Raw genomic sequence first — 23,677 nt, 5'->3', positions numbered from 1 at the left:
GTTCCGCTGCGATGCCTCGAACGACTCCGACTGGATCAACGTGGACGACATCACGATCTCGGCGTACTAGGCTGGCCGAGCACGCGAGGGCGCCCGAGCATCGGTCTCGGGCGCTCTCCCGGGCGCCCTCTCCCGGGCGCCCGGGAGATCGTCACGGTGTGATGTCGAGGTCTATGCGGTCTGCGCTCGAGCCATCGATGGTCAGGCTACCTCCCGACAGGGTGTAGTCCGATCCGATTCCGATGCTGATGAGGCCCTTGGAGGCGACGGGGATCTCGAGCTTCGAACCAGCGCCGTTGACGAACACCAGCGTCACATCGTCACCACTCTCGTTCTCGATCTCGAGCGTACCCGAGCGGTTCGCAATCACCCGCGTCTGGTTCCAGAACTCGCCGATCGCTGCGAGCGTCACAGGGCTCGCCGCGCAGCTGCTCCGGGGCCATGTAAGCGGGCGTGCCGAGCAGCGCGCCCTCCGTCGTCAACAGCTCGTGGCCCTCTCCGCTGGTGGCCCGTCCATCGCTCGTCTGGGGTTCGTCCCCGTCTCGCCACGAGCCAGAGCCGGAGCCGGGCGCCCGCGCGAGGCCGAAGTCGAGCACGCGCGTGCGCCCGTCGTCGCCCACGATCACGTTCTCCGGCTTGAAGTCACGGTCCGCAAGCAGCTCGAGCAGGAGCTCTCCGAGCTCGCGTCCTCGCCCCGCGTGCTGGAGAGCACGCTCACCGGCTTCGCGGGCTGGGCTCGAAGATCACCGACCCTCGTCGGAATGTGCGCGGGACCCCTCGGACGGGTCGAGCATTCGAGACGGCGCGACCCGGAGTGCCGCGTGTCTCACGAGAACCTGGGCCTCGCCGACCGCACACCGTCGCCGCGAAACGTGATGCCGCCCACGGAAGAAATTCGGGATCACTCGGCGCACCCGAAACGAACTACTCGTCGAGCAAGCCCTTCGAGCCTCCATTTGCCGCTTGCAGGACCCACCCATGGCCCAGTTTCGCCCATCCTTCTTCATCGCGCTGTCCACGTTCCTCGCCGGATGTCCCGACGCCGACCCCGTGGCCACGATGTCGACCGATACCGACACCAGCACCTCCGATGGAAGCGAGACGGACAGCGACGCGGCCTGCGTACCCGGGCAGTCGATCTCCTGCGCCTGCACGGGAGCCGACCTGGGCGTCCAGGTCTGCTTGCCCGATGGCTCGGCCTACGATCCCTGCGTTTGTGAGGGGGCTGACACCACCGAGGGGGCTGACACCACCGAGGGGGCCGACACCACCGAGGGCGTCGACGAGACGGGCACCGACACCGGGGGTCATTGCGGCGATGGTGTGGTCGACCGCGGCGAGCAGTGCGACGACGCCAACCTCGACGACACCGATGACTGCCCGAGCACCTGCGTCTCCGCCAGCTGCGGCGACGGCTTCACGTGGGCCGGCATGGAGACCTGCGACGACGCCAACCTCGACGACACCGATGACTGCCTGACCACCTGCGTCGCCGCCAGCTGTGGCGATGGAGTCGTGTGGGCCGGCGTCGAGCAGTGTGATGACGGCAACCTCATCGACGACGACGACTGCACCAACGGCTGCGTCCTCCCCGACTGCGGGGATGGGATCGTCCAGGCCGGAGAGCAGTGCGACGACGCCAACCTCGACGACACCGATGACTGCACCAGCACCTGCGCGCTCGCGATCTGTGGCGACGGCCACCTCCACGCCGGCGTGGAGCAGTGCGATGACGCCAACCTCGACGACACCGATGACTGCACCAACTCGTGCATGCCCGCGATGTGCGGCGACGGCATCGCCTGGGCCGGCGTGGAGCAGTGCGACGACGCCAACCTCGACGACACCGACGCCTGCATCAACACCTGCCAGTTCGCCAGCTGCGGCGACGGTGCAATCCATGCGGGTGTGGAGACCTGCGACGACGGCAACTTCGTCGATTCCGACGCCTGTCCCACCACGTGCGACCCGGCCGCCTGCGGCGACGGGTTCGTGTGGGTCGGCGTGGAAGAATGCGACGACGCCAACCTCGTCGACGACGATGCCTGCACCAACGCCTGTACGCTGGCCGTCTGTGGCGACGGAATCGTCCAGGGCGGCGAGGATTGTGACGACGGTGATCTCCAGAACACCGACGCCTGCCTGACCACCTGCGTGGCCGCCAGCTGCGGCGACGGCTTCGTATGGACCAACAACGAGAACTGCGACGACGGCAACATGAACGGTGGCGACGGCTGCGAGAACGACTGTACGACCTCGGTCGGTGCCATGAAGATCGCGGCTGGTGGCCAGCACATCTGCGTGCTGTTGTGGAGCGGACAGGTCAAGTGCTGGGGGAACGGCAGCTCCGGTCGGCTCGGCTACGGCAACACCGACCACATTGGCGACGACGAGCTCCCCTCCAGCGTCGGCACCGTCGACATCGGCGGCACCGCGGTCGACATCACGGCCGGCACCTGGCACACCTGCGTGCTCCTGGATGACGCCTCGTTGAAGTGCTGGGGGCACGGCAACCTCGGTCGGCTCGGCTACGGCAACGTCGAGAACATTGGCGACAACGAACTCCCATCCAGTGTCGGTTCGGTCGACCTCGGCGACGACGCTGTCGCGGTCACGGGTGGTTACTTCCACACTTGTGCATTGACCGATCAAGGGACCGTGCGCTGCTGGGGCTACAACGGCTACGGCCAGCTCGGCTACGGCCACTCCAACAACATCGGAGACGACGAAACACCGGCGATCGCCGGCACCGTCAGCCTCGGCGGCACGGTGGCCAAGCTCAGCGCCGGCGGCTACTTCACCTGCGCGCTGCTCGACTCCGGCGCGGTCCGTTGTTGGGGACGCAACGACTACGGCCAGCTCGGCCTCGGCCACACCGTGCATATCGGCGACACCGAGCTCCCGAGCAGCGTCCCTGCGATCAGCCTCGGCAACACGCCGGTCGTCGATATCTCCGCGGGCTTCCGTCACGTGTGTGTGCGCCACGAAGACGACACCATTCGCTGCTGGGGTGCCAACCCCTCCGGGCAACTCGGCTATGGCAACACCCTCGACATCGGCGACGACGAGCTCCCGAGCTCCCTCGGCACCGTCAGCGTCGGAGGCGATGTCGATCAGCTGTCAGCAGGCTACGAGAGCACCTGCGTGCGCGTCGAGACCGAAGTGAAATGTTGGGGCTTTGGTAGCGAGGGTCGCAACGGCCAAGCCTCGACGGCGCACCTCGGCGACGACGAGCTGCCGTCGAGCTACGGCTTCATCGATCTCGGCATCGACGCGGACGATCTGAGCATCGGCGGCTTCGCCTCTCACAGCTGTGCGCGGAGTGGCGCGACGATCCGCTGCTGGGGCAACAACGGCGCTGGCGCGCTCGGCTACGGCTACACGATGTACATCGGCGACAACGAAACCCCGAGCTCGGCCGGGTCGGTGTCATACCTTTGATGAGCTGGACTTCGAGGGCTTCACCACCATGATCCATGCCATCGACGAGGATCCCGTGTTCCTCACCGCCGACGGCGAAGGCTTCCTCTCCGCGGAGGGCGGCTCGACCGATGGTCATCCCCAGTCGCTGGGGCTTCCCAGCTGCCCAAATCGGCAAACGTTTGCCGATTTGGCGCAAGTAGCGCAGAGCTACGGACCTCCCAAAACACCCCCTCAGCTCCCCGTAGACCGATAGTACCGTTCCCCCACCCGCCACACCCGAAGGCACACCCAAAAGAACCCCACCCCCACCAGCGGCGAGGCCCACGCCAACCACTCGGGCCCAAAGCGTTCGGGTCGCCCCAGCACCACCACACCGGGTACGAAGTTGGCAAAGGCCAGCGGAACCACCCACGTGAAGAACCGCCGCAATCCATCACCGTAGATCGACAGCGGATACTGTGCCGTCTCCACACCGCCATACGTGATGATCGCAAACAGCTCGAGGCTCTCGATGGTGAAGAACGCAACGGTGGCCTGCAGCACGAACACGCCCATGAAGGTGCACGCGCCACCCACGATCGAACCGACCACGAGGACCAGCTCGGCCCCGGGCCGCAAGAGCCCCTGCGCAACCAAGGCGTAGACCAGCACGGCAAGACCCTGGATCAGCCGGCCAACGCGGGCGAGCTCGAAGTGCTGGGCCGCGACCTGAAAGGCGGTACCGCGCGGCCGCAGCAGCAGGCGGTCGAAGTCTCCGCTCTTGACGAGCTGATCGAACACCCGAAACCCGCGTCCCACGATCTCGGCCAGCGCGAGCGAGACGTTGGCCATGCCGTAGAGCAGCGCGACCTCGGCCAGGGTCCAGCCCTGGATCTGGCCGAAGCGATCGAACAGGGCCCACAGGCCAAACAGCTCCACGCCGGTGACCATGAGGTTGCCGAGCGCCCCCATCACCACCGAGCCGCGGTACTGCAGCTGCCCGCGCAAGGCGACGGCCACGTAGCATCCATAGACCCGCAGCGACTCGAGCATGGCGCTCATCCCCCTTGCACCACCACGCGCCGCAGCGCACGCGCGAGCAGCCAGCGACCCGCGAGCACCAGCAGCACGGTCCACAGCAGCTGGTGCCCCACGGCCTGCAGCGCGGCCTCGGGCGGCAGGTGCCCCATGTAGAGACGAAAGGGGGTGTCGAGGAGCCCGCGAAACGGCAGCACCCGAACGAGCGGCTGGATCCACTCGGGCAGCAGCGGCAGCGGGATGATCGCCCCCGACATCAGGTTGAGCACGCCGATCACGAGGCTGTGGAGTCCGCGACCGGTGAGGGTGAAGAACGTGGACACCGACAAGAGCGCGGTGAGGGCGGCCGACAGCGCCACGGTGGCACACAGCGACACCGCGAACGCGAGCGCGGGCAGGGGACCCGCGGGCCCCGCCATGCCGAACACGCTGTAGGCCAGGACGACCATCGGCAGGCACCGCAAGAGCACGGGCGCGGTGCGCTGGGCCACCGCACGGGCCAGCCACAGGCCATGGAGATCGACGGGGCGCACCAGCTCGTAGGCCACGTTGCCGCTGCGGATGAGCTGCTCCACGTCGGGGTCGGGCCGCCACGGCAGCATCATCAGCAGCGCCTGGGTGAGCCACACGTAGGTGATCACCTCGGGCAGGGTCATGGGCTGCGCACCGGTGCTCGATGCATAGAAGGCGGTGAAGATCATCACCCGCACCAGGCCCCAGAACACCTGCGTGGCCAGGCCCGCCAGGGCCGCGGCGCGATACTGCAAGAGCGCCCGGAAGCGGGCCTCGAAGATCGCCACGTAGGCCCTCATGACGGGTCCTCGCGTGGCTCGGGGCGGGGCTCGGCCTCGCCGCGCGCATCGGCCTCGCCGTAGAGCCGCGCCACGATCTCCTCGATGGGCGGATTCTCCACGAACAAGTCGCGCACCGCATGCTCCCGGGTGATGCGGGCCACGAGCGCCGCCGCGGGCGTACGCACGGGATCGAAGGCGAGCACCACCCGCGTGCCCTCGCGCGAGACCACGCGCGCGTCGGTGGGTGCGAGCGGCTCGTCGCGCTCGAGGTCCACGATGATGCGACGGCCCACCCCGGCGCGCTCGCGCAGGTGATCGAGGCTGCCGTCGCAGGAGATCCGTCCGTGGTCGATCACCACCACCCTCGAGCACAGCGCCTCGATGTCGTCCATGTCGTGGGTGGTGAGGATCACCGTGGTGCCGCGCTCGCGATTGAGCCGGCGCACGAACTCGCGCACGGCGAGCTTGGCGGGAGCATCGAGGCCGATGGTGGGCTCGTCGAGGAACAAGAGCTGCGGGGCGTGCAGCAGCGCCGCGACCACGTCGCAGCGCATGCGCTGGCCCAGGCTGAGCTGACGCACCGGAACGTCGAGCACGGCCCCCACGTCGAGCGCGTTCACCAAGGCATCGAGGCGCACCCGGTACTGCTGGCGATCGACGCGGTAGATCTCGCGCAGCAGCTCGAAGGACTCCACCACCGGCAGATCCCACCACAGCTGGGTGCGCTGCCCGAACACCACGCCGATGCGGGCCACGTGCTCGACGCGCTCGAGCCAGGGCACGCGCCCCTGCACCTCGCAGCGACCGCCGTCGGGCACGAGGATCCCCGCGAGCACCTTGACGGTGGTGGACTTGCCCGCGCCGTTGGGCCCGATGTAGCCGACCAGCTCGCCCTCGTCGACCCGAAAGCCCACGCCGGCGAGCGCCTCGACCACGCGATGTCGACGACGCACGACCCCAGCGAGCGCTCCGAGCATGCCCGCGCGCCGCTCGGCCACGACGAAGCGCTTGCGCAGGTCCTCGACGACGATCTGGGCCATGGCCACGCGGGAAGGTATCCCTCGACGAGCCTGACCGCCACACTCGAGGTGCGACCACGCGCCCGTCGACGAGCGGCCCGTCGAAGCGCGAGACCCTGTACTCTTCGGGCTCCCCTCGAGTCCACCATGCCACGCTCCACCATCGTCACCCCGAGCTCCACCTCGGAGCCAAGGACCACGCCCGCGCCCCGCCCTCGCGTGGGCCTGGGCCTCGCGCTGCTACCCACGCTGGTCGGCTGCTTCAATCCCGACCAGAGCGAGACCGTCACCACCACCGACCCGACCTTCGATCCGAGCACCACCGGACCCATCGATCCGACGACGAGCGGCAATCCCACGACGGAGACCGAGGGCGAAGGCGAGGGCACGTCGACCACCACCGATCCCGGCCTCGATTCCTCGAGCGGCGCCGATGCGGTGTGTGGCAACGGCGTGGTCGAGGGCGACGAGGAGTGCGACGACGGCCCCGACAACGGCAACACGCACGCCTGCACCAGCGCCTGCCTCCAGGCGATCTGCGGCGACGGCCTGCTGTGGGCGGGCGAAGAGGGTTGCGACGACGAGGGCGAGAGCGCCACCTGCGATGCCGACTGCACGCCGGCCGCCTGCGGCGACGGGACCATCAACCCCACCGCGGGCGAGCAGTGCGAGCAAGACGGCCCGGGATTCGATTGCTCGGCGTGCACGGCGACCTGCCTCGAGGGCACCGGCGACTGCAACGACGATCTGCTCGCCGACGGCTGCGAGACCGACCTGACCAACCCGGCCACCTGTGGCAACTGCATGACCACCTGCGCGGTGGACGAGGAGTGCATCAACGGCGGCTGCGTGCCGCCGTCGATGGGCATGTTCCTGCTGACGGAGCGCAACTCTCCGAACATCTGGCAGTGGGATCCCATCACGGGGATGACGTCGCTCTACCACTCGACCGATGCCAACGACGTGGACTGCAACCTCGCCGAGGGCTCGCCTTCGGCGTGGATCCCCTGGCACTCCGCCGACTACTTCGGCTCGTTCACCCCCGGCGCGGGCATGGGCCTCGACTCGCAGTACCCCACTCCCTACGCCTATCCCAAGCACATCACCGTGTACAACGGCGACATCGTGGTGATGAGCCGCAACGACGCCACGCTGCACTGGTACTCCCAGGCCGGCGTGGAGCAGGGCTCGCTGGCCACGGGCAACGGCATCGGGCAGGGCATGGCCACCGATGGCGTGCAGTTCTGGGCGAGCTTCTGGAACGGGGCCAACTCCTACTTCGTGCGCTACGACGCCGCGTTCGCCTTCCAGCAGATGATCGCCAACCCGATGGGCATGGGCGTCAACACCAACGTGGTCGACTTCGCCTATCACCAGGCCTCGGGCCACTTCTTCGGGCTGGTGACCAACTCGGAGGGTGGCACCGGCACCCAGAGCAACACGGTGATCGAATTCGACATGGGCGGGTCCGTGCTGAACACGTACATGGTGCCGTTCTTCGCCGACGGGATCGGCCAGAGCGAGTGTCCGTGACGGCGGGGCGGGGCCGCCCGTACGCCGATCACTCGCGGCGCCCGGCGCCGCGGGCGGGTGGATCGAGCCCGAGCAGCAGCGCGACCCCGTCCTCGCCGTGGCGCTGCAGCAGCAGGCGATCGTCGGGCAGCTTGGCCGTCGCGTCGATCGACAGCCGCCCTTCGAGCCGAGCGCGCTCGCGCAGCTGATCGCGATCGAAGATCTCGATCGCCTCCCCCTCGTGCACGAGCACGTGCGCGGCGGTCACCGCGTAGACCCGTGCCGCCGTGAACGGCCGCTGCCGCACGAGGCGTCCCTCGCGATCGAGCTCGCGGAGGTCGCGACCGATCAGCACGAACCCCCCCATGGGATCGCGCCACAGGCTCTCCTCGCGACCCGCCACCAGCTCGCCCACCACGCGTCCCTCGGACGGATCCACGAGCCCATAGGATCGCCTCGTGCCCGGCGTCTGGGCGCCCGGGATCGGACCCTCGGGAAACAGCGGACGCTGACGTCGAGCGAGGCGGGCGCTCCACTGCGGGCGACCATCGGCGGTCGCATGAGCGCTCACGCGCCAGCGCCCGCCCTGCTCCTTGCCGACCACCACGCTCCCGTCGATGCCGTGGATCTCCAGCGTGCCCGCCCCCAGCGCTCGCTCCCAGCGCGGCTGCCCGCTGGCGCAGTCGAGCACCCGCAGCCGGGCATCGTCGGACTCGCGATCGACGAGCCAGCACGCGCCGTCGGGCGTCGCGCCCACGCTGGCCTCGCCCTCGGCGAGGGCCTGCTGCCACACCACCTCGCCGCGCTCGCGGTCGAGCCCCAGCAGCGCCGGACCACCCGCGGATCCGCTCGCCGAGGCCCCGCCCGCGGGCGCGCTGGCCACCACGACCGTGGCCTCACCGAACGCTCCGAGCAACCAGGGCTCGGGGGTGCACGAGGTGCTGTGCTCGCTGGGGTCGTCCGACATGCCGTAGAGGTGGAGCTGCTCCGAGGCCAGGTAGGGCCCGCGGGGTGCTCCATCGGCGCAGTCGAACGCCTGGATCCCGCACTGGCCCACCCACGCGCACGCGCCCTGCCGCAGCTGCGTCTCGTGTCCCTGGGGCCAGGCACTGGAGACGGGAGCCGGGTGGCGACCGAGCACCCGCCCGCGCGCGGCCTCGACCACGACCACGCGATCGCCGTCGTGCAGGAGCACGCGATCGTCCAGGCCGCGGATCCGCACCGCCGGGCTCACCGGCAGCTCGATGCGCCAGCGTGGCTCACCGTCGCGCCAGTCGTAGGCCGAGAGGTGGCGGAGGTCGGTCTCGACGACCACCAGCTCGGAGCCCGCCACCGCCGAGGCGGCCGCCGCTCCCGACCACGCCACGAACACGCCCGATCCCGGATCGGTGAGCAGCCGCGGGGGCTCGCGAGGCTCGGGCGGCAACGAGGGCGGCGGCTCGGATCGAGAGTCGCCGGCCACCGCAGACGGAGGCACCGGCCGCGGCTCCTGCGGCTGCGGCCCGCGGCCGACCGTGCAGGCCAGCCCGGCCGTCGCCCCAAGAAGCCATGCCCTCGTCCGGCTCATGGGTTCGAGATCAGCACGGTGATGGCATTGCCCGTCTCGCACGACACCACGATGTCGGCGATCCCATCCCCGTCGAGGTCGCCCACCGCCACGCCCGAGGGACCCCCGGCCACGGCGACGTCGGTGGCGTTGCCCCAGCTGCTGGCGCCGGTCTTCTCGAGCACGGTCACCGTGTCGTCATCCTGGTTGGCCACGACCAGATCGATCTCGCCGTCGCCGGTCACGTCGCCCGCGGCCACGTCGATGGCCCCGGCCCCGGTGGCATGGAAGTCCATGGCGGTGAAGCCATTGGGCGCTCCGCTGCCCAGCAGCACGTACACGCCTCCCTCGGCGTGATCGGCCACCGCCGCATCCCCCGCGTCGGTTCCGCCCAGCGAGCCGCCCACCGCCCCGCGCAGGTCCGTGCCCAGCGAGCCGCCCACGGGCGCGTCGGCGAGCCCGAAGCCATCGCCGGGCAGGGCCGAGTAGCTGCCCCCACCAAACGCGAACACGTCCTCGAACATGTCGTTGTCGAGATCGAACTGGCCGTAGGCCAGCCCCGCGGGCGCGGCCACCATCCCCGCCGAGTAGACGGTCTCGCCGCCCAGGCCTCCCATGAACGAGAAGTAGGTGATCGAGCCGCTCCCGCGGTTGGCGATCACGATGTCGGGCCCGCCGTCGTCGGTCAGATCGGCCAGGAGCACCGCGGCCGGGTCGCTCTCGGACAGCGGCACCGGGATCAGCGAGAAGGTGCCGTCGCCCTGCGATTGCAGCAGGGCCATCTGGCCCGCGCCCGCCGCGACGATCACGAGGTCGTCGCCCATCGCCCCGTCGAGATCACCGGCCCCGATCGCGGTGGGCCCGGTGCCGACGGCGTCGCCCAGCTCGGTCCCCAGGCCGCCCTGCCCGTTGCCCAGGCGCACGCTGTAGCTGCCCTCGGCGTTGGCCGTGGCCACGTCGAGGTCGCCATCGCCGTCGAAGTCGCCCAGCGCCACGCCGACGGGCGCTCCGCCCATGGTGAAGTCGGTGCTCCCGAAGCACGGCGCGCCGGGCTCCACCGAGCCGTCTCCACAGCCGGGCGCGGTGGTGGGATCGCTCGTGGTGGGCTCGTCGGTCGTGCCCGCGGTGGTCTCCTCGCCGCTGCCATCGGTCGGCCCGCCCGGTCCCTGGCCGGTGTCGCTCGTGGTCGTGGCGGTGGTGATCCCCCCGCTGCCCTCGAGCATGCCGTAGTAGAGCGACAGCTCGGAGTCGCTGGCCAGCAGCGCTCCCGAGGCCACGTCGATCGTCAGCCGCGGCAGCGGCACCCAGTGACCCTCCTCCGCGGTGTAGTCGTCGAGGCGGATCGCCGCCACGGCGACCGCTTCGGTGTCGTTGGGCAGCGCGCGGCGGTAGGTGACCTCCACGTCGACCAACAGCTCGATGTCGGGCTTGACGCGATAGGCGGGGCCGAACACGAGCGGGGGCTCGTCGCTGGGGAAGATCTCGATCTCGTGGTCGCGGGTGAGCGCGCCGGGCTGGAACACGAGGGTCAGCACCTCGTCGTGCGAGCTGATGAGGCCACCGTCGATCCCGATGGTCTTGCGCACGACGTCTGCGGACTCGTCGGCGCAGCCCACCGCACACAGCACCGCCAGGGCGCCCAACCACTGCATCCCGAAGCGAGGGCAGCGCATGCTCACGGCCCGTCACCCTACCAGCTTCCGCGAGGCCTCGCCTCCGACTCCATCAGTCGAAGGAGCCCAGCGGCAGCAGGCCGGCGCGGAACAGCTCCAGCACGGTCACCACGTCGCGGTCCTGCGCACGATCCTCGGTGAGCATGGGCACCAGCTGACGCACGGCCCCGTAGAGCGCACTGGCGCGGCGATGACAGCCCTGGCCGTCGCGCAGATCCACCGCCTGACACATGGCCAGGGCCACGATCGAGGCGATCGTCTCGGCCAGCGACAGCACGCGCAGGCAGTCGATGGCCGCGAGCTGGGCGGGACAGGGCAGGTCGTGCTCGGGGCCGAGCGCCGTGAGGAAGCCGGTGCCGGGGAGGGCATGCTTGCGGACCTGTGCCGCGAGCCCCGCGGCGCTCGACCGCAGCGAGCGAAAGCCCGGGCGGCCCGTGGCCGGGTCGGCCACCAGATCGCGAGGCAGGCCCCGGCTCGCATCGGGATCGCAGACCAGGGCCAGCGAGCACTCGAGCAAGCTGGCCGTCGCGGCCACGGCGCTCTTGAGCCCGTCGAGCACGTAGGCCACGTGGGCCCCGTGGCTGTTGCCCCCCACCAGCAGCTCGCCGGTGGTGGGGTGCACCACCGGGGCGTCGCTGACGCTGGCGAGCTCCACCTCGAGCGTGGCGGCGGTGCTGCGTGCCGCGTCGACCAGCACGCCCAGCACCTGCGGGGCGCAGCGCAGCACCCCGGGATCCACGGGCTTGCGCTCGTCGCCGCGCTTGCTCTGCTCGATGTCCTCGCGCAGCCACTGCGCCGCCGTGCGCACGCCTTCGTGGGGCTTGAGCCCGTCGAGGCGCGGATCGAGGTGACGCGGGTTGCCCTGGGTCACGTCGTAGGCCATCGCAATCAGCGCCGTGGAGAACCGGGCCAGGCGACGCGCACGATCCCAGCCCAGGCAGCCCAGACCGGTGGCCATGGACGTGCCGCTCATGATGGCCATGGCCTCCCTCGGCCGCAGCTCCACGGGCTGGAGCCGAGCCGCGCGCAGGCCCTCGGTGGCCAGCACCACCCGGCCCAGGTAGCTCACCTCGCGCTTGCCCAGCAGCGTGGCCGCCACGTACGACATGGGCACCAGCCCGCCGTCGCCCGAGCCCGGGGTGCTCGCGGGGATCCTCGGCAGTACCCGTCGGTTGAGCAGCTCGCACAGCAGCTCGAGCACCTCGAGGCGAACGCCCGAGTAGCCGCGCGCCAGCACCACCAGGCGCACGGCCAACACCGCCGCCGACTCGCGGTCGCGCAGCATCGGCTCGGTCGCGGTGGTGTGGCGCTGGATCAGACCCCAGGCGTCGTCGGGCTGGTGCTCGGTGCCGTCGAGCAGCCCGGTCAGGGCGTCGCCCGCCTCGAGCCGGCGCGTGACGATCTCGGCTCCGCGTCGCAGTCGCTTGCGGTGGGCGTCGTCCTCGTCGAGCACCGCGCGATAGCGCCCATCGGCGAGGCCCACGACGTCGCTGGGCGTGACCGGGTGGGTCCCGAGCTTGAAGAGGACGGCGCTCTCGCTGACCATGGGCACGGACCCCGGGAAGGAACCGGGGCAGGTGCCCGAGATCCTACTAGACGCCGTGCTGGATGCGAGCCGGATCCCGCCGCGCTACCACCCGACCGCGCGAGCCACCGCGCGAGGCGGCGGAGGGAGGACTGCACCACGGCGGGGCCGCGCCGCGGGAGCAGGGCGAGCGGGCGACACGACCGAGCGGGCGGGCGGCAGCGGGGGAGTGCCCGAGCGGCGGCGGTCTCCCAGCTCAGCCGAGTCCTCGTCGAGCACCAGCTCCACCACGTCGGCGGTCATCCGGCGATGGACCTGGGTGTCCTCCTCGAGCTCGATGTCGCCGAGATCGATGATCTGAGTGGCCTCGGCCTTGGCCTCGGCAACCATGAGGTCGCGGATGTCGAGCACCACCGTGCCCTCGGCGGTGGTCGGTCGCGAAGGGCGGGGCACCGGAGGCGGGGTGACCCGCCGGGGGGCACGCAGCGCTCGCACCGCCTCGACGAACCCGGGATCGTCGTGACGCCACCCCAGCGCACGACCGATGATCGCATCGGCCTGAGCGGTGCGCCCGGTCGAGCGCAGCTCGGTGACCAGGCGCTCGAGCACCGACAGCGCCGTGGGCACGCGACCGATCGCCGCAAACGTCTGGGCCAGGGTCTCGTAGCCGATGGTGTCGCCAGGGCTGACGCGCATGAGGTCGGCGAGCCTGACCACGGCGCGCTGGGCCTCGCCGACGCGCACGTACACGCGCGGCAGCTCGCGAAGCGTCTCGAGGTGGCGCGGGTCGTGCTGGAGGATCAGCTCGGCGACCTCGATGTACTCGGCGTTGTTGCCCGCGGCCAGCAGCAGGCGGCCGGCCTCGGCCAGCAAGGTCACGGCTTCGGTGATCATGTGGCGACCGAGGTAGAGCCGAGCGAGGGTGCGGCGAACCTCCGGGTTGCGGTCGTCGATCTCGGCGCCCAGCCGCAGCATGTTGAGGCCGTCGGCCCAGCGCTCGGCTCGCAGGTGGGCCTCGGCGGCGCGAGCACACAGGGGGCGTGCCTGGCGGCCGATCCGGCGCAGCACGTCGGCCACGACCACGTAGACCAGCTGGCTGGCGTCGAGGTTGATCACCTGGTGGAGCAATGCGAGCGCCTCGACGTCGCGGCGGGCCTGCCCGAAGGCGACGGCGACGCGGAGGTACTCGGCGGCGGCGGGTGAGCGGCGATTGCAGCGGACGAGGCAGTCGGCGAGCATCATTCGCACCCGGACGTCGTCGGGGCGGAGGTCGAGGGCGGCAACGTAGAGGTGTACGGCGTGATCGGGGCGGCCGGCGGCGGCCCACGCGGCGGCCTGGGCCTGGTAGGCGGCGGCTTGGTGGATGCGATCGGCGGGCGTCGGTGCGGTCGTCATCGGTGGCGTCCCCTGCTTGCAAGGGAGAGACACCGGGGTGGCGATGATTTCCTACTCGGTACTACATTTCGTGCAGGATCTTGGGGGGCGAGGTTGGGTGGGGGGTGGAAACCTGACGAAGTTGGCCTTCAATGGGGCGGGAGGGGGGGCTTAGTTATCCAACTTGGGACGTGATCATCGTGGAAAGTTGGTGTAATGTAGATGACATCGGCGGGATCAGAGGTCGCTGGCGCGGATGAGCAGGGGAGCCCGATGTGGTGGTCGGGGCCTGCTTGGTCAGTGAGACGAGGGGCCGTCGAGTGAGGCCGTGCGGGAGGGTGAGGGAGCCCGAATGCGGGGCCGGAGTGACGAGGCCGGGCGCGGACGAGTTGGGAGCTCGTCCGAGCCCGGCCCTTCCTTTCTGGTTCTGGGGCGGGGCGGGGGGGCGGGTTGAGAGGGGCGGGGGCTGGCGGGCGGATGGAGGTGACGGCGGGGGCGCCTCTTCGCAGCGTTGGTGTTTCCGCCCGTGCTCAAACAGTTGGTCGCGCCCCGCGAATGCGTACGTCCGCGCTACGCGATGGTTGAAGGACCAAGGCCTGGAACCGGCGCTACAAACTGCGCGCGGGCGGAAACACCAACGCTGCGATCGGCGTGGCGTGGCAAGGGACATCGGGGGCCGCTGCGAGTCGGAGTGCGGCGAGTCGGGGCGCGGCGAGTCGGAGTGCGAGTCGGAGTGCGGCGAATCGGGGCGCGGCGAGTCGGGGCGGTTAGTGGTTCTCGGCGTAGACCTCGAAGGAGATTCCTAGGCCGATGCGGTCGATGAGCTGGACGGGGGGGTGGGCCAGGGTGGCGATGGCGGCGGAGGCCCATTGGGCGGGGGGGGAAGTGCCGAGGAAGAAACGCTGGAGGCTGCGCTGGAGAGCGGCATGATCGAGGTTGGAGAAGCTCTGCCAGCGGAAGGGGCGAAAACCTCCGCGCTGGAGAAGAGCAGCTACTCCCCGACGCGTGAAGACCTCGAGGTGGTTGGGAGGACAAAGCATGGGGAAGCGACGACCCAGGATGCGGGCAGGCAAGCCGCTGGCACTCGGGGTCGAGAGCGCAAGGGTGGCACGGGATGACATCCAACGATGACACCAGCGCAAGGCGTCGACGGGCTCGGGTAGGTGCTCGAGGAGCTCGAACATGGCGACACCGTCATAGGGGGCGCTAGGATGGTGGTCCTCGAGCCATATGGGGTGGATCGGGAGGCCTCGGGCGGCGGCGCGCTGAGCCTGAGGGCCTGGGTCGACTCCCTCGGCGTCGATGCCAAGCTCGAGCAAGGCCTCTACGAAGAAACCAGCACCGCAACCCACCTCGAGCACGCGACGACAACCACGATCGTGCATGACCCGGGCCCGCGCCTGCGCCTCGGCGCGCATGCGCTCCTCGGACGCAGCAACGTCACCATGATACCCGGGATCGAGATAGGTCGCCTGGACCACGCGAGGGGGAGGCAGGGGGGAGACGAATACGGTGCCGCAGCCGCGACAACGCACGTGAGGGAAGCCAGCGACCACGAAGGCCCAGGTCGACCGCGATGAGCCGCAGGCGGGACAAGAGCGCGCGTCGGGGAGATCGGAGGTCGAAGACTCGGGCACGGACCACGATGATAGACGCCCGCGGTAGACTGGCGAGCCCGTGACCGCACGGACACCATCGGAACCCCTCACCCCGGTGCCAGCCACCGCCGAACCCCAAGAGCGCCGAGCTCTCGTGGAACGACTGCTCGCAGAGCATGGGCCCGAGCTGTATCGCTACTGCGTGGCAATGCTGGGGACCGAGGGGGCACGGGCGCTGCTACCCACGATCCTCGGGCACCTGCAAGACCACGCCCACGAGCTCGAGGCGGGCTCGGAGCGGCTGGTGGTGCTGGCAGTCGGGCACAACCGCTGCCTCGAGCGCAGCCGCACGGGAGGACGACCTCCCAACGGGCAGGGCTTGTCGGCGGTGCAGGCGAACGCAGTGCGAGCCCTCGCGCACCTGCGACCGGTGGGACGCGATGCGATCGTGCTGCGCTCGCTGCTGGGGCTGTCGTGGGCCGAGCTCGAGCGGGTGTGCGGGCAGCCGAGCGCACGACTGGTGATGCGCACGAGCCGTGGCTGGCGCAACGTGGGCTCGGTCGTCGAAGGCGGCAAGATCGGGCCGGGCCAGCGACCCAAGGGCAACCGCCTGAGCGAGGATGCGTCGGACTGGGCAGCAATCCGCGAGGACGCAAGGCGCTTCGTGGGGCTGCGAAACGTCCTGCGCGAGGTGGTCGAGGGCTACGCACCTCCCGACGACTGGCTGGAGCAGGCGTGGCTTCGACTCGAAGAGGAAAGGCGCGAGCAGCAACGACAAGCCCGAGTGCGCGCGGCCGAGCGAGAGACGGCAGCAAAGGAGGCGGCCGCGCGGGCAGCAGCCAAGGAAGCCCAGGCGGAGGCCGCAAGGGAAGCGGCGCGGCCCTCGGGCGGCGCGTTCTCGGAGTCGTCGGTCGACGAGGAAGAGCACGAGGCCGAGGCACCCAGCCGCCCTCGGTCCTTGCGCTGGCTGGTGCTCGGGGTGGTGCTCGCGGTGGTCGGGCTCGCGGCGCGCTGGCTGATGCTTCGCTGAGCGGACGAGACCGCCTCGTGCCTACCCCAGCGGCACCGGGGTGTCGCAGAACTGCGCCTCGCCGAAGGTGTCCACCGGGTGCCCCATGCGGTTGCACACTGCGGTCAGCACGTCGTTGTAGTGCTTCTCGTCGTCGGCGAACTGCAGCCAGCGCCCGCCGTTCACGCCCGCACCCGCGCCACCGGCCACGATCCAGAGGATGCGGTCGGAGTCGTGGTTTCGGCCCATCGGGCGCACGTAGACGACCATGGTGTTGTCGAGCAGCGACGAGCCGTCGATGTCGGGCGTGGCCTCGAGGCGTGCGAGCACGTCGGCGAACATCTTGCTGAACGCAACCTCCTTGGCGACTCCGAGGTCTCGACCAGCCTGCTGCGACAGCGGGCCGCCGCCAGGGCTCTCGATGCCGGCGAATGCGTGGCAGATCGCGTGCTCGTCGTGACCGGAGTGGGCGATGCCGAGCTCCGCCCAGTCGGGGCGGCAGGGGCCACCAAAGGCGCTGAACTGGAGGGTCGCGATGCGCGTGTGGCCACAGGCCATGCCCTGGGCGATGAGCTCGGCGTGGTCCCGCATCACGCGAGGGCCGTTGGCGTGCGCGAGGAAGTCGTAGTCCGACAGCGGGGCGCCTCCCTCGCACACCGCCGCCTGCAGCGATTGCTCGACCTGGTGCACGCTGTCGAGGTGCTGCTCGAGCCGCGGGCGATCCGCCGCGGGCACGCGGCTCATCATGCGGCCGAGGTCCTTGGCGATCACGTCGAGCACGCTCTTGCGCCGGTCGATCACCAGCTCGAGCTCGGTCTGGTCGAGGCCCTCACCGAACACGCGCTGGTAGGTGTCCACGGGGTTCTGAATCGGCTCCACGCGCTCGCCGGGCCCGGTGTACGACCAGTAGCTCTCGCCGGGCACGTAGCCCTGGATGCGGAACGCGGTGTTGAGCACGTTGGTGGCGAGGTCGGGGTCGCCCGCGAACTGGTTGGCGAGGTAGTGATCGATGGAGATCCCCGTCGAGGTGTAGTCCTTGATGTCGCCCGCCACGTAGCGCCTGCGCCCGGTCAGCAGCGCCGAGGTCTGCCGATGAGGGTTGGCGCCGTCGATCCACGCGATGTTCTCCAGGAACACCAGACGGTCGCGGAACGGGTGCAGCGGCTTGAAGATGTGCGGGAAGCCGGCCTCGTCGAGCGGCAGCGGCGTGTCGCCGGCCGACGCGCTCGCGGGCCGCCAGCCCGCGTAGCCCGAGCCCCCCGTGGGACCCACCAGGGGGCCGTTGGGGAAGCCCACGAACAGCACCTTGGGCAGCGGAACGAGGCCATCGTCCTGGGCGCCCACGGTGAACGAGCGAAGGAAGGGAACGGCAGCCGCGGTGCTGCACAGCGAGCCGAGGAAGGTGCGGCGGCTGGTCTTGGTGGAGCGGCGGCGACGGGAAGCGGTGGAATTGGCGCGGGTCATGGCGAGGTCTCCTGCGATACGAGTCGAGCATCAAGGGGCTTGGAAGTCGCTGGCGGCACGCGAGCGGAACCACTCCGAGGTGGCGATGGCGACCACCAGCGAGCGCAGGTCTCCGTCGCTGGTGGCCACGATCTCGGAGAAGGCATCCATCGTGCAGCGCTCGGCGCTGGTGTCGAGCCGCTGCAGGGCGTAGCGCGACCACTGGATCGCAAAGCAGCGATTGACCTCGGGCTCGCCGATGAGCAGCTGGGCCAGCTCGGGGATGGTCTCGAACGTGCCCTCCACCCCGTCTGCGCCGATGGGCTCGATCTCGCCGTCGGCCTGCAGTGGATCGCCGTCGGCGTCGAGCGACTGGAAGCGCCCCAGGCCGTCGTAGTTGTCGAAGCCGTGGCCGATGGGGTCGGTCCAGCGGTGGCACGCACCGCACACCGGATCCTCGACCCGCGAGGTCTCAAGCCCCGCGTTGGCGTCGACCGCCCCCTCGGGCGGCGGAGGCAAGGTGCTGCACAGCAGGCTCTCGCGCACGAAGATCCCGCGATGGACCTCGGGGAAGATCGCCCCCGTGTGCTGCAAGAAGCCCAGCTGGGTGAGCACGCCCGCGCGCTGCTGCGGGTCGAGCTCCACGCGCCCGAACGGCTCGGCGGGCGGCTCCACCCCGTAGAGCGCAGCCAGGTCCGCGTCGACGAACGTGTGGCTCGAGCCCAGCAGCGTCTCGATGCGAGAGTCCCCCGCGGTGAACAGGTCGTCGACGAAGGTGACGAGCTCGCGGGTCATCGAGTCGCCCAGCTCGAGGTCGTCGAGGTGCCCGACGCCGAGCCACTGGGTGTGGAAGCTCTCCACCGTGCGCAGGAACCGGGGATCGTCCATCATGCGCAGCACCTGCACCTCGATCTGCTCGGGCTCGTCGAGCTCGCCGGCCTCCGCCGCGTCGAGCAGCGCGTCGTCGGGCACGCTGCTCCACAGGAAGAACGACAGCCGCGAGGCCGTGGCATGGGGATCGAGCAGCACCACGCCCTCCTGGCCGTCGCCAGGCAGCTCGACCACCTCCTCCTCGAGGTAGAGGAACGCGGGCGAGGCCAGCAGCGCGGTCACCAGGGCCTGCACCGCGATCGATGGCCCCTGCTGGTCGCGCAACGAGGTGTAGAGCCCGACGAAGTCGGCCCGCTCGCTCGGATCGAGCGGGCGTCGGAACGCGCGCCGACCCAGGCCGTCGAGCAGCGTGTCGATGCAGCTGGTCTGCGCCCAGTCGCACGCGAGCACCTGCGGGAGCCGGTCGCTCACGTAGACCTCGGCCAGACCCTCGGCCAGCTCGAGGTAGCGGCGCGTCAGCTCGGGGTCGAAGCCGGCCGTGGTCGAGGCAAAGCCCCCCTGCGCGCCGTCGGTGATGAGCTGAAGGTGCTGCAGCGATTCCTCGGTGACCACGCTCGTCCCCAGCAGATCCGTCACCGCGTGGCGGTACTGCGTGGTGGTGAGGCTGCGCAGCGGGGCACGGGCCGCCACGACCTGGCCGGGCACGCACGCGGCGGCGGGGCCGTCGTCCCCGCCACTCTCGTCGTCATCGGCACCGTCGGCCCCGCTCGAGGAGCCACCATCGGTGGGATCTTGCTGGTCGAACGAGGACAGCCCCTGGTAGCACCCGGGGACGAGCAGGAGGCTGGCGAGGACGAGCGCGGGGTCGAGGCGCACGGAAGGGCGCGGCGACGCCCACGCCCGGCCGCGAGGGCGGCGATGCGTGGATCGGGACATGGGAAGGCTCCGGTCTGGGGAAGCTCGGCTGCGGCGGTCGCCGTCGGCCCGGCTTCACGGACCAAGTAACCCCTGGCGCCGATCCGTCCACGAAGTAATCGCACGGGGTGGTCTCACCGATTCTTCGGTCGGCGATGCCACCCCAGCGCCAGCAGCCCCACGAGCCCCAGCAGCCCCAGCGGGCCCTCCGCGGCGGGCACGAGGTGGCAGCCGTCCTCGTCCTCGCCGAGCCCGTTGCCGACCGGCTCGTCCATGCGCTCGGGCAGGCCGCTGGTGTCCAGCGCCAGCACGAACCCCGGCACGCGAGCACCCATGCGTCCCCCGATGCGTGCCACGTCGGTCAGCGTGCCGGTGTGGACGAGCGTGGCCTCGGCGTCGCGCCACAGCGGCTCGAGCAGCGACAGCATCACCGTGACCTCGCCCGCAGGCTCGTCGAGCGTGGCCGTGCACCCCGTCGCCACCACCACCTGGCCGCCCACCTGGACCTCGAGGCCCTCGCAGCCCCCCAGGGGCTCGAGCGGGGGCGCCACGCGGGACTCCACCGTCAGTCGCACCCGCGAAGGATCGCTGGCCTCCACCGTGGCCGCACGCACCACCGGCGCCTCGAGGGCCCCCAGATCTGGCGCGGCTCCGTGATGCGGCAGCAACGACGGCGCCGCGTCGATCGCCGGGCCGTCCGGCATCGGCGTCACGCCATCACCCACGTCGAGCCGCGGGTCGGCCACCTGCGAGGCCGCGTCGCACTCGCAGGCCCCCTGCCACTCCTCCAGGCTCGCTCGATCGCCGTTGCGCTTGAACAGCAGCGGATTGCCGTGCTGCCAGTAGAGCTGGTGGTCGATCGTGAACTCCGCATCGTCGCGGAACGCCTGCACCAGCGTGGTGTGTGCCACCACCACGTTGCTCGACACCACCGTGCCGAGCGTCTTGCCCAGGCGAATGCCCGTCGCCGCGTCGACCACCGTGTTGTGCTCCCAGCGATTGTCGGCGTTGCAGCCGGGAGCATCGCAGTCGTCGCCGGCGTTGCCGGCATAGTGATCGGCCGCGTCGCACAGGCTGCATCCACCACCCTGCAGCCCGATCGCCCGGGTCACGTTGTGGTGCACCCACCAGCGGCTGGCCCCGTCGTGCAGCGAGATCCCGCCCGCGAACCCGCTCGGCGTAGAGATGCTGCGGATGTCCTCGATCAGGTTGTGGTGGATCTCCCCGTCGGCCGCGCCCTCCCGCACCTCGATGCCCTGGGTGTGGACGCCCTCGAGCTCGAGACACTCGGGCTGATCTCGCACCGTGTTGTGGGCCACCGTGATGCGCTGCGCCCCGTAGCCGAGCTGGATGCCCGCGTACGAGTTGTAGCCGTTGTCACCGCAGCGGACCTGCTCGACGACGTTGCCCACCACCTCCCCGTCGTCGACCCCGTCGAGCTCGATGCCCGCGTAGGTCACGTCGCGGATGCGATTGTCGGCCACCACCACGTCGCGGATCGCCAAGCCGTTCTGCGGAGGGCCCACCACCACCCCATGGTTGGGCCAGTGCACGATCGTGCAGCCGCGGACCTCGAGGCCGATCACATCGGCGCCGATCGCCTCCACCGTGAGGGCCCGGCCCTCGCCCACCTCGCGGCCGTCCCAGGTCAGCCCGCGCAGCACCCAGTGGCTCACGTCGCGCACCACCACCGTGTCGCCGATGATCGGCGCATGGCCCGGGGCCGCGGCCAGCTCGATGGGCAGCTGTGCCGTACCGTCGACCCCCGTGATCATGAAACCCGGGTAGGGCTCGTCGGCCTCTTGCAGGCACACCACGTCGCCGGGGCTCGGCGGGGCCGCCAGCGCCTGCGCGATCGAGTCGAACGGCGACGAGGCGGTGCCATCACCCCCGGGCTCGGCGTCGCCGTCGACGAACCACTGGCACGCGTCCGCGCACGGGGACCACCCCAGGAGCCCCGCCCCCACCAGCACCGCCAGCCCCACGCGGATCCTCATGGCTCGAACCTCCGCAGCCACAGCCCATCGCCCGAGGGCGTCGCCCCCAGCACCAGCGGGCGCTGCTCGGCATCGAGCGCCACCGCCACCGCCCGCCCGGCCTCGGGCGGCAGCCTACGCTTCCAGCGCAGCTCCCCCGCCCAGTCGCGCTGCTCGATCCACGCCGCCGTGCCGCCCTCGCCCGTGCCGATCAGCGTGGCCCTCCCCTGATCGTCGAGCACCACGTCGGCCAGCCGCTCCACGCCCTCGGGCTCGACGAGCCAGCCCGGCGTGCCCGCGTTGCCCACCAACAGCGCCCAGGGCAATCCCGCGCCGGTGCCCGCGATCACCATGCCGCTGGGCCCCAGCGCGACGGCCCCGGGGGTCGTGCGCGCGCCGAGCTCCTCGAGCCCGAGCCGCAGCCCCAGCGCACCGCCGGGATCGACCAGCCACAGCCCGGCCTCGCCGTCGGCGCTCGCGCCCACCAGCGCCACCCGTCCGCCGCGCGTCACCGCCAGGTCGACCAGCTCGATCGAGCGATCGTCCTCCGGCCAGGTCTCGCCGAACACCAGCGCATCACCGGAGCTGCGTCGCTCGAGCCACGCGCGCCCGTCGAGCCGGCCTCCCACCGTGACCGCATCATCATCGTCCACGCCCAGGCCCACCACGCCCTGCTCGCCCCGCGTCGCCCAGCCCACGCCGCCCAGCACGGCCCCCGTGCCATCGAGCCGATGCAGGCTCACCCGCGACCCGGGCTGCGAGCCATCGGTGGTCTGCAGCGCGACCCATACCGCATCGTCACCGCCCACCGCCGCCGCGCGCCCCGTGGTGCCGGGCGTCAGCGCCACGTCGTCGCGCAGCACCGTGCCGTCGTCGCGCAGCAGCACCAATAGAGGCTCGCCGTCGATCGCCCCGGTCACCGCCACCAGGCCGCTGCGCCCTGCCGCCAGCGCAACGGGCTCGACCGCCGCCCCCGGCCGGCTCCACGTGATCAGCAGCACCGGATCGCCGCGCTCGCACGTCGCCGGGCAGCCGGGATCGTCGGCGCACGCCAGCTCGGGGCTCACCTCCGTGCAGTCCACGGTGCATGCACTCGCCTGGGCCGCGAACGGCCCGTAGCGCGACCCCGAGGGGCACTCGGCGCTCGGATAGGCGCAGTAGCCATCGGGCTCGCACGTGCCCTTGCGGTCGTCGAGGCGGCACTCCTCGTCGGCGCGGCAGGGTCGCGTCGTGGGCTCGAGGCAAGCACCCAGGCCCAGGCCCGCGGACAGCCCCAGCACCCACCCCCGCGGCGAGCCTCGACCCCTCCGCGCTCGCCGGGATCCCTGCATGCTCGTGTTGCTCACGCGTCCGCCGAAATAGTGTAACCAAAGGCCCGGTGCTTGGACGACCCGACGACTACGCGTTGCTAGCGCAGTGGGCGCAGGGCAACCGTCGCGCGGGCGATCGCCTGCTGCGACGCCATGTGCCGTCGCTGCGCCGCTTCTTCGAGGTCAAGGCGCCCGAGGTCGCCGACGATCTCACCCAGGCCACGCTGCTGGCCTGCATGGAGAGCCGCGAGCGCTTCCGCGGCGACGCCTCGTTCAAGTCGTTCCTGTTTGGCATCGCCCGTCGACGGCTGCTGCTGTACCTGCGCAGTCAGGAGCGCCAGGAACGCATGTACGGCTTTCGAGCCGCGCAGGGCCCCGACACCGTGCTCACGCCCAGCCGCTGTGCCGCGCTCCGGCAGGAGCAGTCCGCCATGCTCGAGGGCCTGGCCACGCTGCCCGTGCAGCTGCAGATGACGCTCCAGCTCTACTACTGGGAGTCGATGAAAGTAGCGGAAATTGCGCAAGTATTCGCGGTCCCGCCGAGCACCGTGACCTCGCGCCTGGCGCGTGCGCGCGAGCTGGTGGGCGCCCGCATCGAGGCGGGGCTCGGCCCGCAGCGCGGCAGGGCCATCGCCGACGACTTCGATCGCTGGCTCCGCTCGCTCGCCTAGCGATCGCGCCCCACCCCGGCGGCGCCGCGGCGCTGCGATAT

General features: G+C 70.8%; 17 protein-coding genes. 4 read left to right on the top strand and 13 right to left on the bottom strand.

Annotated elements, in window-relative coordinates; translation table 11 throughout:
- Positions 1-151 precede the first annotated feature (151 nt).
- Positions 152-412, bottom strand: a complete 261-nt coding sequence (locus OEB96_RS13670; protein WP_266216063.1) for a hypothetical protein — start codon at positions 410-412, stop codon at positions 152-154.
- Between the two features lie 566 nt (positions 413-978).
- Between OEB96_RS13670 and OEB96_RS13665 the strand changes: the two genes are divergently transcribed.
- Positions 979-3,441 (top strand): DUF4215 domain-containing protein, encoded by a 2,463-nt coding sequence (locus tag OEB96_RS13665; protein ID WP_266216062.1) that lies wholly within the window; start codon positions 979-981, stop codon positions 3,439-3,441.
- 213 nt (positions 3,442-3,654) lie between these two features.
- On the opposite strand, the gene OEB96_RS13660 is transcribed toward OEB96_RS13665, so the two are convergent.
- From OEB96_RS13660 to OEB96_RS13650, 3 genes are read right to left on the bottom strand one after another with little or no spacing between them, the layout of a single operon-like run.
- A complete protein-coding gene (locus tag OEB96_RS13660; RefSeq protein ID WP_266216061.1) occupies positions 3,655-4,455 on the bottom strand; it encodes an ABC transporter permease in 801 nt (266 codons plus the stop codon).
- A 5-nt stretch (positions 4,456-4,460) separates the two neighbouring features.
- On the bottom strand, positions 4,461-5,252 hold the full coding sequence (locus tag OEB96_RS13655) for an ABC transporter permease (protein ID WP_266216060.1): 792 nt from the start codon (positions 5,250-5,252) through the stop codon (positions 4,461-4,463).
- Entirely contained in the window at positions 5,249-6,274 is a 1,026-nt protein-coding gene (locus tag OEB96_RS13650; protein ID WP_266216071.1) for an ABC transporter ATP-binding protein, read from the bottom strand. Before OEB96_RS13650 ends, OEB96_RS13655 begins: the two co-directional genes overlap by 4 nt.
- Positions 6,275-6,400: 126 nt before the next feature.
- On the opposite strand from OEB96_RS13650, the gene OEB96_RS13645 reads away from it, so the two are divergent.
- Positions 6,401-7,786, top strand: coding sequence for a hypothetical protein (locus tag OEB96_RS13645; RefSeq protein WP_266216059.1), 1,386 nt, complete (start codon positions 6,401-6,403; stop codon positions 7,784-7,786).
- 28 nt (positions 7,787-7,814) lie between these two features.
- On the opposite strand, the gene OEB96_RS13640 is transcribed toward OEB96_RS13645, so the two are convergent.
- The 5 genes from OEB96_RS13640 to OEB96_RS46645 all read right to left on the bottom strand — a co-directional run bounded on the left by OEB96_RS13640 (position 7,815) and on the right by OEB96_RS46645 (position 15,268).
- Complete coding sequence (locus OEB96_RS13640) at positions 7,815-9,332, bottom strand: outer membrane protein assembly factor BamB family protein (RefSeq protein ID WP_266216058.1); 1,518 nt, start codon at positions 9,330-9,332, stop codon at positions 7,815-7,817.
- A complete protein-coding gene (locus OEB96_RS13635) occupies positions 9,329-10,984 on the bottom strand; it encodes an FG-GAP repeat domain-containing protein (protein ID WP_266216070.1) in 1,656 nt (551 codons plus the stop codon). The genes OEB96_RS13640 and OEB96_RS13635 overlap by 4 nt, the downstream gene beginning before the upstream one ends.
- 52 nt (positions 10,985-11,036) lie before the next feature.
- The gene (locus OEB96_RS13630) at positions 11,037-12,530 is read right to left on the bottom strand and encodes an aromatic amino acid ammonia-lyase (protein WP_266216069.1); all 1,494 of its coding nucleotides are present in this window, start codon (positions 12,528-12,530) and stop codon (positions 11,037-11,039) included.
- A gap of 84 nt (positions 12,531-12,614) precedes the next feature.
- Positions 12,615-13,904, bottom strand: a complete 1,290-nt coding sequence (locus OEB96_RS13625; protein ID WP_266216057.1) for a tetratricopeptide repeat protein — start codon at positions 13,902-13,904, stop codon at positions 12,615-12,617.
- A 746-nt stretch (positions 13,905-14,650) separates the two neighbouring features.
- Positions 14,651-15,268: a class I SAM-dependent methyltransferase gene (locus tag OEB96_RS46645; RefSeq protein WP_407674623.1), complete on the bottom strand. Its 618-nt coding sequence runs from the start codon at positions 15,266-15,268 to the stop codon at positions 14,651-14,653.
- 367 nt (positions 15,269-15,635) lie between these two features.
- On the opposite strand from OEB96_RS46645, the gene OEB96_RS13615 reads away from it, so the two are divergent.
- Positions 15,636-16,511 (top strand): hypothetical protein, encoded by an 876-nt coding sequence (locus tag OEB96_RS13615; RefSeq protein WP_266216055.1) that lies wholly within the window; start codon positions 15,636-15,638, stop codon positions 16,509-16,511.
- Positions 16,512-16,532: 21 nt separating this feature from the next.
- Here the strand turns inward: OEB96_RS13615 and OEB96_RS13610 are convergent, their stop codons facing one another.
- From OEB96_RS13610 to OEB96_RS13595, 4 genes are all read right to left on the bottom strand, one after another.
- Entirely contained in the window at positions 16,533-17,954 is a 1,422-nt protein-coding gene (locus OEB96_RS13610; RefSeq protein ID WP_266216054.1) for a DUF1552 domain-containing protein, read from the bottom strand.
- Positions 17,955-17,984: 30 nt separating this feature from the next.
- On the bottom strand, positions 17,985-19,700 hold the full coding sequence (locus tag OEB96_RS13605; RefSeq protein WP_266216053.1) for a DUF1592 domain-containing protein: 1,716 nt from the start codon (positions 19,698-19,700) through the stop codon (positions 17,985-17,987).
- A gap of 113 nt (positions 19,701-19,813) precedes the next feature.
- The gene (locus tag OEB96_RS13600) at positions 19,814-21,676 is read right to left on the bottom strand and encodes a right-handed parallel beta-helix repeat-containing protein (protein WP_266216052.1); all 1,863 of its coding nucleotides are present in this window, start codon (positions 21,674-21,676) and stop codon (positions 19,814-19,816) included.
- On the bottom strand, positions 21,673-23,001 hold the full coding sequence (locus OEB96_RS13595) for a hypothetical protein (protein ID WP_266216051.1): 1,329 nt from the start codon (positions 22,999-23,001) through the stop codon (positions 21,673-21,675). The genes OEB96_RS13600 and OEB96_RS13595 overlap by 4 nt, the downstream gene beginning before the upstream one ends.
- 32 nt (positions 23,002-23,033) lie before the next feature.
- On the opposite strand from OEB96_RS13595, the gene OEB96_RS13590 reads away from it, so the two are divergent.
- Entirely contained in the window at positions 23,034-23,636 is a 603-nt protein-coding gene (locus tag OEB96_RS13590) for an RNA polymerase sigma factor (protein WP_266216050.1), read from the top strand.
- Positions 23,637-23,677: the final 41 nt, after the last annotated feature.

This window comes from Paraliomyxa miuraensis, assembly GCF_026337845.1.
Lineage (GTDB): Bacteria > Myxococcota_A > Polyangia > Nannocystales > Nannocystaceae > Paraliomyxa > Paraliomyxa miuraensis.
The sequence above is the reverse complement of the archived record's forward strand: the minus strand, read 5'-3'. Positions and strand labels throughout refer to the sequence as shown.

Bases quoted from the DNA above. Each gene is read 5' to 3' on its own strand.
- OEB96_RS13665 (WP_266216062.1), top strand. From the start codon at position 979: ATGGCCCAGTTTCGCCCATCCTTCTTCATCGCGCTGTCCACGTTCCTC.
- OEB96_RS13660 (WP_266216061.1), bottom strand. From the start codon at position 4,455: ATGCTCGAGTCGCTGCGGGTCTATGGATGCTACGTGGCCGTCGCCTTG.
- OEB96_RS13655 (WP_266216060.1), bottom strand. From the start codon at position 5,252: ATGAGGGCCTACGTGGCGATCTTCGAGGCCCGCTTCCGGGCGCTCTTG.
- OEB96_RS13650 (WP_266216071.1), bottom strand. From the start codon at position 6,274: ATGGCCCAGATCGTCGTCGAGGACCTGCGCAAGCGCTTCGTCGTGGCC.
- OEB96_RS13645 (WP_266216059.1), top strand. From the start codon at position 6,401: ATGCCACGCTCCACCATCGTCACCCCGAGCTCCACCTCGGAGCCAAGG.
- OEB96_RS13640 (WP_266216058.1), bottom strand. From the start codon at position 9,332: ATGAGCCGGACGAGGGCATGGCTTCTTGGGGCGACGGCCGGGCTGGCC.
- OEB96_RS13635 (WP_266216070.1), bottom strand. From the start codon at position 10,984: ATGCGCTGCCCTCGCTTCGGGATGCAGTGGTTGGGCGCCCTGGCGGTG.
- OEB96_RS13630 (WP_266216069.1), bottom strand. From the start codon at position 12,530: ATGGTCAGCGAGAGCGCCGTCCTCTTCAAGCTCGGGACCCACCCGGTC.
- OEB96_RS13625 (WP_266216057.1), bottom strand. From the start codon at position 13,904: ATGACGACCGCACCGACGCCCGCCGATCGCATCCACCAAGCCGCCGCC.
- OEB96_RS46645 (WP_407674623.1), bottom strand. From the start codon at position 15,268: ATGCACGATCGTGGTTGTCGTCGCGTGCTCGAGGTGGGTTGCGGTGCT.
- OEB96_RS13610 (WP_266216054.1), bottom strand. From the start codon at position 17,954: ATGACCCGCGCCAATTCCACCGCTTCCCGTCGCCGCCGCTCCACCAAG.
- OEB96_RS13605 (WP_266216053.1), bottom strand. From the start codon at position 19,700: ATGTCCCGATCCACGCATCGCCGCCCTCGCGGCCGGGCGTGGGCGTCG.
- OEB96_RS13600 (WP_266216052.1), bottom strand. From the start codon at position 21,676: ATGAGGATCCGCGTGGGGCTGGCGGTGCTGGTGGGGGCGGGGCTCCTG.